The organism is Isoptericola sp. NPDC056573, assembly GCF_042793335.1.
Taxonomy (GTDB): domain Bacteria; phylum Actinomycetota; class Actinomycetes; order Actinomycetales; family Cellulomonadaceae; genus Isoptericola.
In genome coordinates this window covers 68,223-84,191 of the sequence record NZ_JBHTUY010000011.1, presented here as the reverse complement: position 1 = coordinate 84,191, position 15,969 = coordinate 68,223, and the positions used below count along the sequence as shown (strand labels likewise).

The window sequence follows — 15,969 nt, the reverse complement described above, 5'->3', positions numbered from 1 at the left end:
ACCGCGACCTGTCAGGGGGAGGGCGGGGCATATCCGGCCCTGGCCCTGACAGCTCGGGGCCGCCGCGACGTGTCAGGGCGAGGGCGCGGTATACCCGGCCCTCGCCCTGACACGTCGCAGGGTGCGGTGCGTCAGCCGCGACGTCGCGCGAGCCGCAGCGCCACGAGCACCGCCGCGCCGGCGAGCACGACGACGCCCCCCGCGATGCCGAGCACCACGACCAGCTCGGAGGCGTCGCCGCCCCCGTCCTCGGCGGCCGACGCGCCGTCAGCGGTTCCGGAGGACGCCTCGTCCGCGCCCGCGGCCCCGGCCGGGGCGCACGGCGGCGCGTCCGTCGCCGGGGTGGCGGCCTCGGCCCCGGCCGGCGGGTCGTAGGTGAAGGAGAACGCGCCGCTGGTCGGATGCCCGTCGGCCGACACGATCCGCCAGTCCACCGTGTACTCGCCGCCCTCGCCGAGGGCGACGGGCACCGACACGGTGCGGTCCTGCATCGTCGGGCATCCGGTCGCGTAGTCGGTGCCGTCGGCGTCCGTCACGGTGATCACCGTGCTGGAGCCCTCCGCGGACAGGTCGAGCACGACGTCGTCGAACGTCACGTCGACGGACCCGGGCGGTTCCGTCACCTCGGACCCCGAGGCCGGCGACGTGCCGACGACGACGTTGTGGGCGCTCGCGGGCGCCGCGCCGGCGACCCCCGCGGCCCCGAGGCCGAGGGCGAGGGCGAGCGACCCGGCTGCGGCGAGGGCGCGTCGCGCGCTCATCGCTGCTCGGTGCCGGTGCCGGTGCCGGTGGCGCGGGTCCGCGCCAGGGCGGCGACGCCCGTGACGGCGCCGACCAGCCCAAGACCGAGGCCCGCCGCGCCGAGCGCCAGCGGGAGGGTGCCGGAGGCGTCGTCGTCGGCCGCCGCGTCCGTGCCCGCGTCTGTGCCCGCGTCTGCGCCGGCGTCGGCGGCCGAGTCCGTGGCGCCGGCTGCCGACGCCGTGCCGTGGCCGCCGTCCTCGGCCGCCGGGAGGACCTGCAGGACGGGTGCCGGGAGGTCGGGCTCCGCGTCGCCGGTCGCCTCCTGGTCCCAGGCGACGACCTCGCCGTCGGAGTACGTCTGTGTGGCGGGCAGGGCGATCTCCCCGACGCCGTCCGGGACGGCACCGGCGGACACGGTGAACCGGAGGAACTCGCCCGGAGCGATGCCGGCGTCGGCGTCGTCGGCGGTCCACTCGATGCTCGCCGGCGCCTCGGTCACGGTGGTGCCGTGCACCTCGACGGGCTCGGGCAGGGGCGCCTGGGTGACCTTCGCCGTCCAGCCCGGCACGGGCTCCACGGACACGCTGGTGAACGGGGTGTCGGTGGGGAGGTCGACCTTCACGGCGGTGGTCGAGGCCTCAGCGGACTCGTTCGGGACCTTGAAGGTGAGGGTGGCGTACGACCCGGCCTCGGCCGCGTCGGGGGTCACGGTCACGTGCGCGGAGGCCGCGGCCGCGCCGAGGACGAGGGCCGGCACGGTGAGGGCGGCGGCGCCGGCGAGGCGGCGCGCGCGGAGGGCAGGGGTGAGGGCAGGGATGGTCCTGGACATGGGTGTGCTGCTCCTGGTGCTCAGGGGTGGTCAGGGGTCGTCGGACGACGAGGGACCCGCCCCCGTCCGACGACGGACCAGGGCAGGGTCAGGCGGCGCGCACGAGGGCGCCCGGGAGCAGCGGGGGGCCTCGTGGCGGGGTGCGCCGGACGGCGCGGGCCCGGAGAGGGTGCCAGGTGCGCCCGACGACGACGGCGGGCTCGCGGACGACGGGCGGCGCCGCCGGGCCCAGCACGAGGACCGCGACGAGCCGCAGCTGACCCGCGACGTTGACGGCCGCTCGGTCGCCCGCCGCGAGCAGCAGGGCGGTGAGCAGCACCGCGGCAGCGTGCGCGGCGAGCATCCAGGACGTCGTCCCGGGGTCGTCCGCGCGGTGCAGGTGCAGCCCGCTGCCGGTCGCGGGCCCGAGGGAGCCCGGGCCCAGCGCGTGCAGGGCGTGCCCGTCCGACGCGGCCCCGGGCGTCGAGGGCAGGGGCGAGGCCAACGGCGAGGCGTCCGTGCCCGCCGCGCCGAGCACGGACAGGGTCGTGTGCTGCACGAGCTGGAGCGCGACCATCGCGGGGAGCAGGCGGGGGAGCGTCAGCCGGCGGCGGGCGGTCCACACCGCGAGCGGCGCCGTGAGCGCCACGACGACGAGCCAGGCGAGGGGTGCCCCGGGGAGCGCGCCGCCGGCCAGGAGGTGGGCGGCGGCCGCGATGCTGAGCGTCGTGCCGGCGACGAGGAGCTCGCGCGCACGACGGACGACCACGGGCACCCCCGCACCCTACCGCGCCGCGAACAGGCCGCGGGCCTGCGGCGCGAGGGCCTGGCGAGGCGCGGCGTGACGCCGACACGCGCCGCGGGACGCCGCCCGCCGCCCGCGCGGGCCTGGGCTACGGTGGGCGGCACGACACGGGGTGCGTCCCGACCGGTCATCGCCGCGACATCGTCACGACGACGTCGCGACCCGGCCGGCGGGCGCTGAGAACACACCCGTCGAACCTGATCTAGCTCGTACTAGCGAAGGGATGTCGACATGAGTGCGCGCGCACCTGAAGACAGCTCTGCCGGCAGCGCCGGCTCCACCGCCCCTGCTCTCGCGGCCCCGGCGCCGACGAGGGGCAGTCGCCCCCGCGTCCTGGCCGTCGCCGGGTCCGACCCGTCCGGGGGCGCCGGGATCCAGGCGGACCTCAAGTCGATCGCGGCCGCGGGCGGCTACGGGATGGCGGCCGTCACGGCCCTGACCGTGCAGAACACGCGGGGGGTGCGCGACGTGCACGTCCCGCCCGCCGCGTTCCTGGCCGCGCAGCTCGACGCCGTCACCGACGACGTGGCCGTCGACGCCGTGAAGATCGGGATGCTCGCCTCGGCCCCCGTGGCCCACGCCGTGGCCGCCTGGCTCGACGCCCTGCCGCCCGGCGCGACGGGCGCGCGACCCGCCGTCGTCCTGGACCCGGTGATGGTCGCCACGAGCGGGGACCGCCTGCTCGACCCGGCGGCCGAGGACGCCGTGCGGGACCTGCTGTCCCGGGTGGACGTCGTGACGCCGAACCTGCCCGAGCTCGCGGTCCTCGCGCAGGAACCGTCGGCCGCGGACTGGCCCGCCGCGCTCGAGCAGGCGCGACGCCTGGCCTCCCGGCACGGGGTCCTGGTGGTGGCGAAGGGCGGCCACCTGGGCGCCTCGGGGACGGGCGCGACGGGGGCGGGGGCCCCGGACGCGCTCGTCGGGCCGCAGGGCGTGCTGGCGGAGCTCCCCGGGCCGCGCCTGACCAGCACCTCCACCCACGGCACCGGCTGCTCGTTGTCCAGCGGCCTGGCCGCGCGGTACGCGCGCACGGGGGACTGGGCCGAGGCGCTGCGCGGCACGAAGGCCTGGCTGACCGCGGCGATCCGGGCCGGGGAGGCCCTGCGCGTCGGCGGCGGGAACGGTCCGGTCGACCACCTGGTGGGGCTGCGCGCCGGCGTCGCGGAGCCGCTCGCGCCGTCCGGTGCGGGCGGGGCTCCAGGACAGGGCGGAGCACCAGGTCAGGACGGGGCGGAGGACGTCGTCTCCCGCTGGTGGGACGACGCCGCGGGCGTGCGCGCCGCGATCGACGACCTGGCGTTCGTCCGGTCGCTGGGCGACGGGACGCTCGACGCCGACCACTTCCGCACGTACCTGGAGCAGGACGCGCTCTACCTGCGGGACTACGCGCGCTGCCTCGCGCGGGCGAGCGAGCTGGCTCCCACGCGGGCCGAGCAGGCGTTCTGGGCCGGCGGCGCGCACGGCGCGCTGGTGACCGAGCTCGACCTGCACACCCGCTGGCTGGGCGGGGAGCCGCAGGACGTGCCCGCCAGCCCCACGACGGCCGCGTACCTCGACCACCTGCGCGCGGCCGGCGACGACTACGCGACCCTCGTCGCCGCCGTCCTGCCCTGCTACTGGATCTACCAGGACGTGGGGGAGCGGCTGGCCGCCCGCGACCACCCGGGTCACCCGTACGGGGCGTGGCTGGGCACGTACGCGGACGACGCGTTCGCGGACGCGACGCGCGAGGCCGTCGCGATCCTGCGCCGCGCCGCCGCGGCGGCCGACCCGGTCACCCGGGACCGGATGGCGGCGACGTTCCACGCGGCGTGCGAGCACGAGCTGGCGTTCTTCGACCAGACCGGGGCACCCACGGTCGAGCCCACGGTCGGGCGCGTCGCGGTGGGCTGACCCGGTCCACCGCGGCCCGTCCGGGTCCCGCCGTCGTGCGCGACGGCGGGATCCCGCGGCGGTAAGCGGTGTCCCGAGCTCGGGGCGCACCGCGTGACCGGGGCAAGTGTGTCGGAGGCGAGTGACAGAATAGGTGTGATGCCCGACACGAAGCGCACTTCGCGCAGCCGCAGCCGAGGCGCCCGCCGCGCCGATCCCTCCGAAAGTCCCAGGAGGAGCACCGCCTCCTCCGCTCCCCGCCGTCCCGTCGCGACCGGCACCCCGCCGGGCCGCGCCGCGGGGCCGCCCGGCCGCACGGGCGCCGCCGCCGCCGGGCCCGCCGTCGCCCCCGCGGGCTCCGAGCTCTCCACGTTCGCGTCGGTGCGCCGGCTCTACCCGTACGTCCGGCCGGCGGTGCCGCGCATGGTCGGCGGCCTCTTCTCCGCGATCGGTGCGAGCCTCGCCGCGCTGGCGATCCCGCGCGTGCTGCAGACCCTGGTCGAGGGCCCGCTCGCCGAGGGTGCCGCCGCCCACGACCTCGGGGCCCTCGTGGTGCCCGTCCTCCTCGTGCTCGTCCTGGGCGTCGCGGAGGCCGGGCTCGTCCTGCTGCGCCGCAACCTCGTGATGTACCCCGGCACGCGGGTCGAGGCCGAGCTGCGGATGGCGCTGTTCCGCCACCTGCAGGACCTGCCCGTCGCGTTCCACGACCGGTGGCCCGGCGGCCAGCTGCTGAGCCGGATCATGGGCGACCTCGGCCTGCTGCGACGCTGGCTGGTCTTCGGCCTCCTGCAGCTCGTCGTCAGCATCGTGACGATCGTCGTCGGGGTGGGCATCCTGCTGGCCACCGCCGGCTGGCTCGGCCTCGTCTACCTCGCGGGCGCGATCCCGGTGACGGTCATCGCGTTCCGCTTCTCGAGGCGGTACCGCGTCATCGCGCGCCTGTCCCAGGACCAGTCGGGCGACCTCGCCACCACCGTCGAGGAGTCCGTGCACGGCATCCGTGTGCTCAAGGCGTTCGGTCGCGGGCGCGACGCCCTCGACTCGTTCACCGACCAGGCGGAGGAGCTGCGCCGCACGGAGATCCGCAAGGCGGGCAACCAGGCCACCGTCACCACGTCGCTGCAGCTCATCCCCGAGGTCACGCTGGCCGTCTGCCTCGTGCTCGGCACGGTGCTCGCCGCCCAGGGGCAGATCACCGTCGGCAGCCTCGTGGCCTTCTTCCTGACGACCGCCGTGATCAACGGCCCCGTGGTCGACCTCGGCATGACCCTGTCGATGACGCTCAACGCCCGCACGGCCGTCGACCGCTTCTTCGAGGTCATGGAGACCCCGAACCCGTTGGCCGACCCCGCCGACCCGGTGGAGGTCGGTCCGGCGCGCGGCCACGTCGAGCTCCGCGACGTCTCCTTCCGGTACGAGGACGCGTCGCGCCCGGTCCTCGAGCACGTCGACCTCGAGCTCCCCGTCGGCACCACGACGGCGCTCGTCGGCCTCACGGGCTCGGGGAAGTCCACCCTCGCGATGGTGGTGCCGCGCATCGTCGACGTCACCGGCGGCCAGGTGCTGCTCGACGGCGTCGACGTGCGGCGCATGCGGCGGCACGACGTGCGTCGTGCGGTCGCGGTCGCGTTCGAGGACCCCACGCTGTTCTCCGCGTCGGTCCGCGACAACGTGCTGCTCGGCGTCCCCGAGGCCGGCCCCGACGCCGTGCCGGAGGAGGAGCGTGAGCGGCGCCTGCACGAGGCGCTCGAGGTGGCGCAGGCGGGCTTCGTCGCCGACCTGCCGCGGGGCGTCGAGACCCGGATCGGGGAGGAGGGCCTGTCCCTGTCCGGCGGGCAGCGGCAGCGCCTCGCGCTCGCCCGTGCCATCGCGGCACGACCCGCCGTGCTCGTGCTCGACGACCCGCTGTCCGCGCTCGACGTCGCCACCGAGGAGGCCGTCACCACGCGCCTGCGCGACGTCCTGCACGGCACGACGAGCCTCGTCATCGCGCACCGGCCGTCCACGGTGGCGCTCGCGGACCGCGTCGCCGTGCTCCAGGACGGCCGCATCACGGCCGTGGGCACCCACCGCGACCTGCTCGCCACCGACGCGCACTACCGGCACGTCATCTCCAGCCTGGAGCAGGACTGGGAGGAGTGCGCCGAGCACTCCGACCAGGAGGAACCCGACCAGGAGGAACCCGAGCAGGCCCAGACCGAGCGGGCCCAGAACGAGGAGGTCCAGCGGTGAGCCGTCCCAGCACTCCGGAACCGTCCCGGCCCGCGACGTCCGGGCCGGACCCGGACGACCACCGCCGGCCCACCGACGCGACGGCGGACGACGCCACCCAGCTCGACGCCCAGGCATCCCGCGACGTCAGGTCCCGGTCGCTGCGGCTGCTGGGCGAGCTGCTCCGGCCGCGGCGCGGCGCCCTCGCCCTCGCCGGCCTCCTCGTCGTGGTCTCGACCCTCGGCCAGGTGGCCGGCCCCTGGCTCGTGTCCCTCGCCATCGACTCCGCCGTGCCCGACCTCAGGGACGGCGACGCCGGCACCCTCGTGCTGGTCGGCGCGGCCTACCTGGTCGCCGCGGTCGTGGGCGGCCTGTGCGCCGGCGCCTACGTCCGCCAGGCCGCGCGCATCGCCCAGGGCGTGCTCCTGGACCTGCGCCGCCGCGTCTTCCGGCACACGCAGCTGCTGAGCCTGGAGTTCCACGAGTCGTACACGTCGGGCCGCATCATCAGCCGTCAGACGTCCGACCTCGAGGCGCTGCGCGAGCTGCTCGACGGCGGGCTGACGGGTGTCGTCTCGTCGCTCATGCTCATGGTCTTCACCGGGCTGAGCCTGTTCCTGCTCGACTGGCGCTCGGGCCTCGTGCTCGCGGTGGCGCTCGTGCCGGCCTGGCTGCTCACGCGGTGGTTCCAGAAGCACTCGCAGGTGTTCTACCGCGAGCAGCGCACCACGTCCGCGCGGCTCATCGTGAAGTTCGTCGAGACGATGACCGGCATGCGGGCCGTGCACGCGTTCCGCCGGGAGTCGACCACCGAGGCGGAGTACGGCCGGCTCAGCGAGCAGTACCGCGACGCGAACCTCAACACCATGGGGCTCAACGGCCGCTACCAGCCGGGGCTCGTGCTCATCGGGAACGTGGCCGTCGCGGTCGCGCTCGCGATCGGCGGCTGGCGGGTCTACTCCGGTGGGCTGGACGTCGGCGTGCTGGTGGCGGCCCTGCTGTACGTGAAGCGGTTCTTCCAGCCGATCCAGCAGCTCGGGAACTTCTACAACTCGTTCCAGTCCGCCACGGCGGCGCTCGAGAAGGTGTCCGGCCTGCTGGCGGAGGAGCCGACCGTCGTGGAGCCGCGCCGTCCCGTGGCGCTGCCGCACGCGCGGGGCGCCCTGCGGCTGGACCACGTCACCTTCCGGTACGGGGACGGCCCCGTCGTGCTGCCCGACCTCGACCTCACGCTCCCCGCGGGGCAGACGGTCGCGTTGGTCGGCACGACGGGCGCGGGCAAGTCCACGCTCGCCAAGCTCGTGACCCGGTTCTACGACGCGAGCGAGGGGCGGGTGCTGCTCGACGGCGTCGACGTGCGCGACCTGTCGACGACGGACCTGCGGCGCGCCGTTGTCATGGTGACGCAGGAGGCGTACCTGTTCAGCGGGTCCGTGCGCGAGAACATCGCGCTCGGGCGGCCGGGCGCCCCGCAGGCGGACATCGAGGCCGCCGCACGGGCGGTCGGGGCGCACGAGTTCATCATGGACATGCCCGACGGGTACGACACCGACGTCAACAAGCGCGGCGGCCGCGTCTCGGCGGGGCAGCGGCAGCTGCTGTCGTTCGCGCGGGCGTTCCTCGCCGACCCGGCGGTGCTGGTGCTCGACGAGGCGACGTCGTCGCTCGACATCCCCGGCGAACGGCTGGTGCAGCACGGTCTGCAGACGCTGCTGGCCGACCGCACGGCGATCATCATCGCCCACCGGCTGTCGACCGTCGCGATCGCCGACCGGGTGCTCGTCATGGAGCACGGCCGCGTGATCGAGGACGGCACACCGGACGAGCTGGCGGCGGGGGACGGGCACTACGCCAAGCTCAACGCGGCCTGGCAGGACTCGCTCGTGTAGTCCCGGGTCCGGCCGAGACCTTGGTGGGGGACGAGCTGGCCGAGAGGTTCTTCGCATGGACGCGTTCACGGGCGCCGGGGCGCCCTCCACTTCGGGAGGGATACGTCCCCGCGAAAGAACCTCTCGGCCGCCCCGTCCGCTGTCGGCTCACGGCCGTGTGCGAGCGTCCTTCGGCCGAGGTAGTTCCGAACGTGCCGAGGTAGCTCGGCGCATGTCGAGGTGGTGCGGCGGGACCAGGGAGCGCAGGGGAGCTCAGCCGTCGTCGCCGGAGAGGGAGGATGCCGCGCGTGTGCGCGGCGGCCTGGGCTTCACGACCGCACGGGACGCGACAGGAGGGCGAGGTTCACCGGGTCGACGATCGTCTCGAGCTCGTCCCGCACCCACCAGTCGCCCGTCCGGCGCCGTTCGTCCGGCGTCGTGTACCGGTAGCGGAACAGGCGCATCCGCACCCACCGCGGCCGGGCGCCGTCGAACGGGTCGTCGCGCAGGAGGCGGAGCGTCGCCGGGTCCGCCTCGAGCAGGCGCCGGCACAGCACCGGGAGCCACGGCACGGGCGCGCCGAGCGGCACGAACCACAGCACCCAGTCCAGGCGCAGGTGGTACGGCGCGACCTGCGGCGGGCGGCGGTGGACGTCGCCGGGCTTGCCGCGGAACCCGTACTCGCGCCAGTCGTCGGGCCCGGGAATGGCGGCGAGCGTGCCCTCGACGATCACCTCGTCGCGCCTGCGCGTCACGCTGCCGAACGCGCCGTACGCGTTGACGAGGCGCAGCGGCTCGAAGCTCGCGTTCATCTTCTGGTGCCGCGACACGAGGTTGAGCGCCGGTCGTACCGAGAGCACCACGAGGAGCGCGACGACGAGCGACACGGTCACGAGGTAGCCGAGCGGCACGCCGGGCGTGCCGGCGGCCGCCGGGGCGACGCCCCCGAGGTCACCGGGCAGGGCGCCCAGCAGGGCGCGCCACACGCCGTCGGACACCATGGCCGCGCCGAGCACGATCGCCGCCCAGTTCAGCCAGGCGAAGTTGCCGGTCAGCACCAGCCAGCCCTGGGTCAGGACGACGACGCCGCCCGCGACGCTCGGCAGCGGCTGCGGCAGCCACAGCAGCCACGGCACGAGCAGCTGCGTGACGTGGTTGCCGACCACCTCCGTACGGTGCCACCAGTGCGGCAGGTGGTGGGCGTGCCAGCTGAACGGGCCGGGCATCGGCTGCGTCTCGTGGTGGACGTCGAGGGCGGTGAGGTTGCGCCATGCCGGGTCGCCGCGCCACTTGATGAGCCCCGCGCCCAGCTCCAGCCGGAACAGCAGCCAGCGGGCGGCGAGCACGAGCAGGAACGGCACGGGCACGGCGGGGGAGCCGAACCAGGCGGCCAGGAACGCCAGCTCGCACAGCAGCGTCTCCCAGCCGAACGCGTAGAACCGCTGGCCCACGGACACGATGGAGAGATAGCTCGCCCACAACGCCAGGAGGACGACGGTCGTGACCCACCAGGGCCCGGTCTGCGGCAGGCCCGCCACCACGGCGGCGCCCCCCGCGGTCCCGAGCACGCCCACCGCGACCAGCAGCCGGTCGGAGTAGTGCAGGTGGAACAGCGACGGCGCGTCGCGGAACCTCACCCGCGCCGTGAACCGGTGCACGGGCAGCAGCCCGCGGTCGCCGAGGAGCGGGCGGAACTGCCCCAGGGCCTGGAGGAACGCCAGGCACAGCAGCGCGCCGACGCCGCGCTGCAGCACCTCGCGGGCGACGTCGTAGTCGGCGGTGGCCCACCAGCCGCTGAGCTGGTCCGGCTGCCACGCCAGCTGCCCGGGCACGCCTCCACGCTAGTCGCGGGCGGCGTCGCCCGCCTCGACCAGGCGCTGCACGAGAGCGCGCGCCGCCGGGGTCGGCGCGCCGACGGTGAGCGCGAGCACCTCGCGGGTGGCGCCGGGCAGCGGCTGCGCCACGACGTCGGGGTTGCGGTGCGCGCGCAGGCAGAGTGACGGCAGCAGGCTCACCCCGGCGCCGGACGCGACGAGCGCCTGCACGGCCACGTAGTCGTCCGTCTCGAACGCGATGCGCGGGTCGAATCCTGCGGTGGCGCAGCGTGCGACCAGGTCGGCGCGGCACCGCTCGCACCCCGCGATCCAGGCCGCGTCACGCAGGTCGGCCAGCGGCGGCGGGCCGTCCTGGGATCCGCCGGTCCCGTCCGCCGCCCGGCGGACCAGGGTGATCGGCTCGGAGTGCACCTCCGTGACCTCGAAGCGCGAGAGGTCCATGGCCGGGCGGGCGTGCGGGGCGTCGGTGTGCCGGAAGACGAGGGCCACGTCGACGTCGCCGGCCTGGAGCGCCGCGACGGCCTCGGGCGGCTCGGCCTCGACCAGCCCGACGCCGAGCCCGGGGTGCGCGGCCCGCAGGCCCGCGACGGCGGCGGGCACCAGGGTGGCGAGGGCGGAGGGGAACGCGGCGAGGCGGGCGCGGCCGGCGCGGAGGCCGACCAGGGCGTCGAGCTCGCGCCGGGCGCCCTCGACGCGGCCGAGGATCTCCTCCGCGCGGGCGGCGAGCAGGCGGCCTGCCTCGGTGAGGCGGACGCCGCGGCCCGCGCGCTGCAGCAGGGCGATCCCCGCCTCGGCCTCGAGGCGGGCCAGGTGGTGGCTCACCGACGGCTGGGCGTAGTGCAGCTCGCGAGCCGCCGCCGTCACCGACCCGGTGCGCGCGACGGCGGCCAGGACGCGCAGGCGCGTGAGGTCCAGGTGGGGCGGGGGAGCGGGCTCGACGGACACGCCGCCAGCCTACGGCCAATCATCGGCCGTATCGATGGCGAGCAGTCGGAACAGGCATTGGACCTATCGGTCGGCGGGCGGCGATCCTGCTGTGATGACGACGACGACCCCGCAGCCCGCCCCCGAGGTGCCCGCGCCTCCGACGATGCGCGACGTGCTGGCCGCCGCCCGGCGGATCGAGGGGCTCGTGGTCCGCACGCCCGCGCTGTCGCACCCGGAGCTGGACCGCGCCGCCGCGGCGGCGGGCGCCACCGGCGCGAGCCTCGTCGTCAAGCACGAGAACCTGCAGCACACGGGCGCGTTCAAGGTGCGTGGGGCGCTGAACCTCCTGCTCGGGTTCGACGACGAGGCGCGCCGGCGAGGCATCGTCGCCTACTCCACGGGCAACCACGCCCAGGCGCTCGCCCACGCCGCCCGCCGCACCGGCACCGGGTGCACGATCGTCATGCCCGAGGGCCCGAACCCGCTCAAGGAGCAGGCCGTGCGCGACCTCGGCGCCGACGTCGTGCTGCACGGGGCGACGTTCGACGACGCCCGGGCCCGCGCCGGCGAGGTGGCCGGCGACAGCGGGGCGCGCCTCGTGGGCGCGGCGAACGAGCCGGTCCTCGTCGCCGGCGTGGCCACCGCGACGCTCGAGCTCCTGGAGCAGGCGCCCGACCTCGAGGTGCTCGTCGTCCCGGTGGGCGGGGGGTCCGGCGCCGCGGCCGCCTGTCTCGTCGCGGCCGCGCTCGCCCCCGGGCTGCGGGTGGTGGCCGTGCAGGCCGCGGCGTCCCCGGCCGCCCACGACTCCTGGCGCGCGGGCGAGCTGCGGACCGCCGCCAACGCGACGCGCGCCGAGGGGCTCGCCGTCGGGTGCGGCTTCGCGCTCACCCAGGCCGTGCTGCGCGAGCGGCTGGCGGACTTCCTGCTCGTCGACGACGACGCGATCGCCGCCGCCCAGCGGCTCTACCTCACCGGCGCGCGCACCGTCGCCGAGGGCGCCGGCGCCGCGGCCCTCGCGGCCGTCCTCACGCACCCCGCCGCGTTCGCCGGCCGCCGCGTGGGCGTCGTCTGCTCCGGGGGCAACGCGAGCGAGGCGGAGCTCCGCCGCGCCCTCGCGGCCTGATCCGCCCGCCGCGCCGCGGGGCGTTCGTCGGGTGGCGCGGCACGGGGCGGGGATACGCTGCCGGGCATGGCCCGCTACTTCGACGTCCACCCCGTCGACCCGCAGCCCCGGGCGATCGGGCAGGTCGTCGCGCTGCTGAACGACGGGGGGCTCATCGCCTACCCGACCGACTCCGGGTACGCGCTCGGCTGCCGCGTCGGCCAGCACGACGGCACGGAGCGGATCCGCCAGATCCGGCACCTGGACGCCGGTCACCACTTCACCCTCGTGTGCGCGGACTTCGCCCAGCTCGGCCAGCTCGTGCGCCTCGACAACAGCGCCTTCCGCGCCATCAAGGCGGCCACCCCGGGGCCCTACACCTTCATCCTCCCGGCCACGCCGGAGGTCCCGCGGCGTCTCGCGCACCCCAAGAAGAAGACCATCGGCGTGCGCATCCCCGACTCCCGGGTGGTGCAGGCGCTGCTGCGCGAGCTGGGGGAGCCGCTGCTGTCGTCCACCCTCATCCTCCCGGGTGCCGACCAGCCCCTCACCGACGGCTGGCAGGTCAAGGAGGAGCTCGACCACGTGATCGACGCCGTCGTCGACGCCGGCGAGGTGCTGGCCGAGCCCACGACCGTCGTCGACTGGTCCGAGGGGTACCCCGAGGTCGTCCGCGTCGGCGCCGGCGACCCGTCCCGCTTCGAGTAGGCGGTTCGACCCGGCGGTCTCGACCCGGCGGCCGACCCGCCGGACGCCCTCCGCGGGCCCTCCCGCACGCGGCTAGGGTGGCGCCCATGAGCGACCGCGGACTTGCCCTGGCCCGATCCAAGATGCAGGCGGAGGGCGTCGCCCCCGCCGCGATCGAGACCTTCACCCGCTTCTACCACCTGCTGGAGTCGGGGGAGAGCGGGCTCGTGCGCGAGGCCGACGTCGAGCCGCTGACCGACCTGCCGCGGCACGCCGACCTCGAGGTCTCGGGCGACGACGCCCAGGCCGCCCTCGCGCGGACCGCGATCATCAAGCTCAACGGCGGGCTCGGCACCTCGATGGGCATGGACAGGGCGAAGTCGCTGCTCACCGTGCGGGACGACGCGCCCGCGGAGGACGCCGACGGCACCGGCGGGCGGGACGGTGCGCTCACGTTCCTCGACGTCATCGTCCGGCAGGTGCGCGCCGCCCGGGAGGCGACGGGCGCCCGCCTGCCGCTGGTGCTGATGAACTCGTTCCGCACCCGCGACGACACGCTCGCCGCGCTGGCGCCGTACGACGACCTGGCCGTCGACGGGTTGCCGCTGGACTTCCTCCAGAACCGCGAGCCCAAGCTGCGCGCCGACACCCTCGAACCCGTCGAGTGGCCCGCCGACCCGACGCTCGAGTGGTGCCCGCCCGGGCACGGCGACCTGTACCCGGCGCTGCACGCGTCCGGCGTCGTGCGGGCGCTCCTGGACGCGGGCTTCCGCTACGCCAGCGTCTCCAACTCCGACAACCTCGGCGCCGCCCCCGACGGCGCGATCGCCGCCTGGTTCGCGGCGTCCGGGGCCCCGTACGCCGCGGAGATGTGCCTCAAGTCGCCCGCCGACGTCAAGGGCGGCCAGCTCGTGGTGCGCAGGAGCGACGGCCGCATCGTGCAGCGCGAGACGGCGCAGACCCACCCGGACGACGTCGACGTCTCGCTCGACCCGACCGTGCACCGCTACTTCCACACCAACAACCTCTGGTTCGACCTGGAGGCGCTCGCGGCCGAGCTGGACCGCACCGGCGGCGTGCTGGAGCTGCCGCTGATCCGGAACGAGAAGACCGTGGACCCGACGGACCCGTCGTCGCCCGCCGTCGTCCAGATCGAGTCCGCGATGGGCGCGGCCGTCGCGGTCTTCGAGGGCGCGACGGCGATCGAGGTGGGGCGCGAGCGCTTCCTGCCGGTGAAGACGACGAGCGACCTGCTGCTCATGCGCTCGGACGTCTACGAGCTCACGGACGACTACCGCCTGGTCGCCCAGGTCGACGTCCCGCTGGTGAAGCTCTCGAAGACCTACAAGCAGATCGCGGGCTTCGACGCGCGGTTCGCCCAGGGCGCGCCGTCGCTGCGGACGGCGTCGTCGCTCACGGTCGAGGGGGACTGGACCTTCGGCGCCCGTGTGCGGGCCGAGGGCGACGCCGCCCTGGCCGACGCGGGCGAGCCCGCCACCGTGCCCGACGGCGCGACCGTCACCGCGGACGGCGTCACCCCCTGACCGCCCCCGGCGTCGTGAGTCAGGCGGGGAGGTCGACGACGCGGTCGGCGCCCGGGACCGGCGTGAGGGCGCCGGCGGAGGCGGCGGCGAGGTCCTCGCGCAGGCGGGGGAGCGCGGCCGGCGGCACGAGCAGGGCGAGCCGGGCCACGGCGCCGTACGTCGGCTCCTCGAGCACGGCGTCGTGGGCCTGCGCCCAGTCGCGCAGCAGGTGGTCGACGCGGCCGGCGTCGGCGTGCGGCACGTCGACGGTGACCTCCGTGAGCACCTCGCGCCGGCGCAGCAGCCCGTCGGCCGCGGCGACGTCCAGGGCCTCGGCGACGGCGCCGGAGTAGGCGCGCACCAGGCCGCCGGCGCCGAGGAGGACGCCGCCGAAGTACCGCGTCACGACCGCCACCACGTCGGTCAGCTCGCGGCGTCGCAGCACCTCCAGCATGGGCACGCCGGCGGTGCCGGAGGGTTCGCCGTCGTCGGAGGAGCGCTGCTGGTCGGCGTGCGTGCCGACGACGAGCGCCACGCAGTGGTGCCGGGCGTCCCAGTGCTCCTTGCGCAGCCGGGCGACGACGGCGTCGGCCTCCTCGACCGTCCGGGCCGGGGACACGTGGGCCAGGAACCGCGACTTCTTCACCACGAGCTCGTGGTCGACGGGGGCGGCGAGCGTGCCCGGGAGCCCGCCCCGGGGCCCACCCTGTGGCCCACCATGGAGCGTCGAGGGGGCGGGGCTGTCGCGTCGGCTCACCGCACGAGGCTACGACGGGGGGAGACACGCCGGACCACCTCCGAAGAAAAAGTGTGCCAAGCGCCAGGATGGGCCCCATGACGCAGAGCACGGGGGAGACCCCCGCCGCCGGAGCCGAAGGACCTGCCGCGCCGCCCGCCACCCGGTACCCGCGACCGACGGTCACGCTGGACGAGGCGGAGTGGGTGTGGCGCGAGCTGTCTGTGGAGGCGCTGCGCCCCGGCGGGAAGCCGGAGGTGGTGCGCCTGGCCGTGATCGCCGGGCTGACGCGGGCGACCGGGGCGCGCTACGGCGACCTGCTGCGCGTGCGGGCGGAGGACCTCGACCTGGGGCCGGAGCCGGACGCCGCCGCGCGCCGGGGCCGCGTCGGGGGCACGCGGGACCCGGGGGAGGGGAGGGTGCTGCTGCGGCACGGCAAGCACCGGACCCTGCGGGAGCACCGCCTGCCGCCCGAGGTCGTGCTGCTGCTGCGGCACTGGATGGTGGTGCGCACCGAGCTCGCCGCCGAGCTGGAGGGCTCGGTGCCCCGCGCGCTGCTGCTCACCGTGCACCACACGCACGACCACGGCACGACCGTGGCGAGCGGGCTGCCGATCACGCGGCAGGGGCTGGTGCTGTCGTGGCGGCGCTTCGCCCACCGGACGAACGCACGCTACGGAGCGGTGCGGGCGCCGCTGCCCACCCGGTTCGAGCAGGTGCGGCGGGCCTGGGTGGACGCGGGTGTGCCGGACCTCGGCAGGGAGGTGGCGCCATCCGCCGAGCTGCCCGATTCCGAGGAAAAATAGTGTGCCAAGCGCCTTGAGACCCGGGGGTGCTCCTGCGATCGCCTCACC

General features: G+C 76.0%; 13 protein-coding genes and 1 riboswitch. Of the genes, 7 read left to right on the top strand and 6 right to left on the bottom strand.

Going from position 1 to position 15,969, the window contains the following annotated elements:
• Positions 1 to 131: 131 nt before the first annotated feature.
• The 3 genes from ACFQ8E_RS18025 to ACFQ8E_RS18015 all read right to left on the bottom strand — a co-directional run bounded on the left by ACFQ8E_RS18025 (position 132) and on the right by ACFQ8E_RS18015 (position 2,324).
• On the bottom strand, positions 132 to 761 hold the full coding sequence (locus tag ACFQ8E_RS18025; protein WP_430551942.1) for a copper resistance protein CopC: 630 nt from the start codon (positions 759 to 761) through the stop codon (positions 132 to 134).
• Positions 758 to 1,570, bottom strand: a complete 813-nt coding sequence (locus ACFQ8E_RS18020; protein ID WP_430551941.1) for a YcnI family protein — start codon at positions 1,568 to 1,570, stop codon at positions 758 to 760. Before ACFQ8E_RS18020 ends, ACFQ8E_RS18025 begins: the two co-directional genes overlap by 4 nt.
• 88 nt (positions 1,571 to 1,658) lie before the next feature.
• Positions 1,659 to 2,324 carry a hypothetical protein gene (locus ACFQ8E_RS18015; RefSeq protein ID WP_430551940.1) on the bottom strand — a complete coding sequence of 222 codons (666 nt, stop codon included), beginning with the start codon at positions 2,322 to 2,324 and terminating at the stop codon, positions 1,659 to 1,661.
• Positions 2,325 to 2,452: 128 nt separating this feature from the next.
• A riboswitch (TPP riboswitch) is annotated at positions 2,453 to 2,595 on the top strand.
• Here ACFQ8E_RS18015 and ACFQ8E_RS18010 point away from each other — a divergent pair.
• The 3 genes from ACFQ8E_RS18010 (at position 2,586) to ACFQ8E_RS18000 (ending at position 8,326) form a co-directional block, all read left to right on the top strand.
• Positions 2,586 to 4,247 carry a bifunctional hydroxymethylpyrimidine kinase/phosphomethylpyrimidine kinase gene (locus ACFQ8E_RS18010; RefSeq protein WP_430551939.1) on the top strand — a complete coding sequence of 554 codons (1,662 nt, stop codon included), beginning with the start codon at positions 2,586 to 2,588 and terminating at the stop codon, positions 4,245 to 4,247. (Overlaps the previous riboswitch by 10 nt.)
• A gap of 402 nt (positions 4,248 to 4,649) precedes the next feature.
• Entirely contained in the window at positions 4,650 to 6,458 is a 1,809-nt protein-coding gene (locus ACFQ8E_RS18005) for an ABC transporter ATP-binding protein (protein WP_430552019.1), read from the top strand.
• Positions 6,455 to 8,326, top strand: a complete 1,872-nt coding sequence (locus ACFQ8E_RS18000; RefSeq protein WP_430551938.1) for an ABC transporter ATP-binding protein — start codon at positions 6,455 to 6,457, stop codon at positions 8,324 to 8,326. Before ACFQ8E_RS18005 ends, ACFQ8E_RS18000 begins: the two co-directional genes overlap by 4 nt.
• A 308-nt stretch (positions 8,327 to 8,634) precedes the next feature.
• Here ACFQ8E_RS18000 and ACFQ8E_RS17995 read toward each other — a convergent pair whose 3' ends face one another.
• Entirely contained in the window at positions 8,635 to 10,137 is a 1,503-nt protein-coding gene (locus tag ACFQ8E_RS17995; RefSeq protein ID WP_430551937.1) for a lipase maturation factor family protein, read from the bottom strand.
• Between the two features lie 9 nt (positions 10,138 to 10,146).
• Positions 10,147 to 11,085: a LysR family transcriptional regulator gene (locus ACFQ8E_RS17990; protein WP_430551936.1), complete on the bottom strand. Its 939-nt coding sequence runs from the start codon at positions 11,083 to 11,085 to the stop codon at positions 10,147 to 10,149.
• Between the two features lie 94 nt (positions 11,086 to 11,179).
• Here ACFQ8E_RS17990 and ACFQ8E_RS17985 point away from each other — a divergent pair, with 94 nt between their 5' ends.
• The 3 genes from ACFQ8E_RS17985 to ACFQ8E_RS17975 all read left to right on the top strand — a co-directional run bounded on the left by ACFQ8E_RS17985 (position 11,180) and on the right by ACFQ8E_RS17975 (position 14,400).
• Positions 11,180 to 12,190: a threonine/serine dehydratase gene (locus ACFQ8E_RS17985; RefSeq protein WP_430551935.1), complete on the top strand. Its 1,011-nt coding sequence runs from the start codon at positions 11,180 to 11,182 to the stop codon at positions 12,188 to 12,190.
• Between the two features lie 66 nt (positions 12,191 to 12,256).
• Positions 12,257 to 12,877, top strand: a complete 621-nt coding sequence (locus ACFQ8E_RS17980) for an L-threonylcarbamoyladenylate synthase (RefSeq protein ID WP_430551934.1) — start codon at positions 12,257 to 12,259, stop codon at positions 12,875 to 12,877.
• Between the two features lie 86 nt (positions 12,878 to 12,963).
• Positions 12,964 to 14,400, top strand: a complete 1,437-nt coding sequence (locus ACFQ8E_RS17975) for a UTP--glucose-1-phosphate uridylyltransferase (RefSeq protein ID WP_430551933.1) — start codon at positions 12,964 to 12,966, stop codon at positions 14,398 to 14,400.
• 19 nt (positions 14,401 to 14,419) lie between these two features.
• On the opposite strand, the gene ACFQ8E_RS17970 is transcribed toward ACFQ8E_RS17975, so the two are convergent.
• Positions 14,420 to 15,028, bottom strand: coding sequence for an IMPACT family protein (locus ACFQ8E_RS17970; protein WP_430552018.1), 609 nt, complete (start codon positions 15,026 to 15,028; stop codon positions 14,420 to 14,422).
• 185 nt (positions 15,029 to 15,213) lie between these two features.
• On the opposite strand from ACFQ8E_RS17970, the gene ACFQ8E_RS17965 reads away from it, so the two are divergent.
• On the top strand, positions 15,214 to 15,921 hold the full coding sequence (locus ACFQ8E_RS17965; protein ID WP_430551932.1) for a hypothetical protein: 708 nt from the start codon (positions 15,214 to 15,216) through the stop codon (positions 15,919 to 15,921).
• Positions 15,922 to 15,969 lie beyond the last annotated feature (48 nt).

What these genes read in the sequence shown, in the direction of transcription:
- ACFQ8E_RS18025 (WP_430551942.1), bottom strand. Translation starts at nt 761, where the DNA reads ATGAGCGCGCGACGCGCCCTCGCCGCAGCCGGGTCGCTCGCCCTCGCC.
- ACFQ8E_RS18020 (WP_430551941.1), bottom strand. Translation starts at nt 1,570, where the DNA reads ATGTCCAGGACCATCCCTGCCCTCACCCCTGCCCTCCGCGCGCGCCGC.
- ACFQ8E_RS18010 (WP_430551939.1), top strand. Translation starts at nt 2,586, where the DNA reads ATGAGTGCGCGCGCACCTGAAGACAGCTCTGCCGGCAGCGCCGGCTCC.
- ACFQ8E_RS18005 (WP_430552019.1), top strand. Translation starts at nt 4,650, where the DNA reads ATGGTCGGCGGCCTCTTCTCCGCGATCGGTGCGAGCCTCGCCGCGCTG.
- ACFQ8E_RS17985 (WP_430551935.1), top strand. Translation starts at nt 11,180, where the DNA reads ATGACGACGACGACCCCGCAGCCCGCCCCCGAGGTGCCCGCGCCTCCG.
- ACFQ8E_RS17980 (WP_430551934.1), top strand. Translation starts at nt 12,257, where the DNA reads ATGGCCCGCTACTTCGACGTCCACCCCGTCGACCCGCAGCCCCGGGCG.
- ACFQ8E_RS17975 (WP_430551933.1), top strand. Translation starts at nt 12,964, where the DNA reads ATGAGCGACCGCGGACTTGCCCTGGCCCGATCCAAGATGCAGGCGGAG.
- ACFQ8E_RS17965 (WP_430551932.1), top strand. Translation starts at nt 15,214, where the DNA reads ATGACGCAGAGCACGGGGGAGACCCCCGCCGCCGGAGCCGAAGGACCT.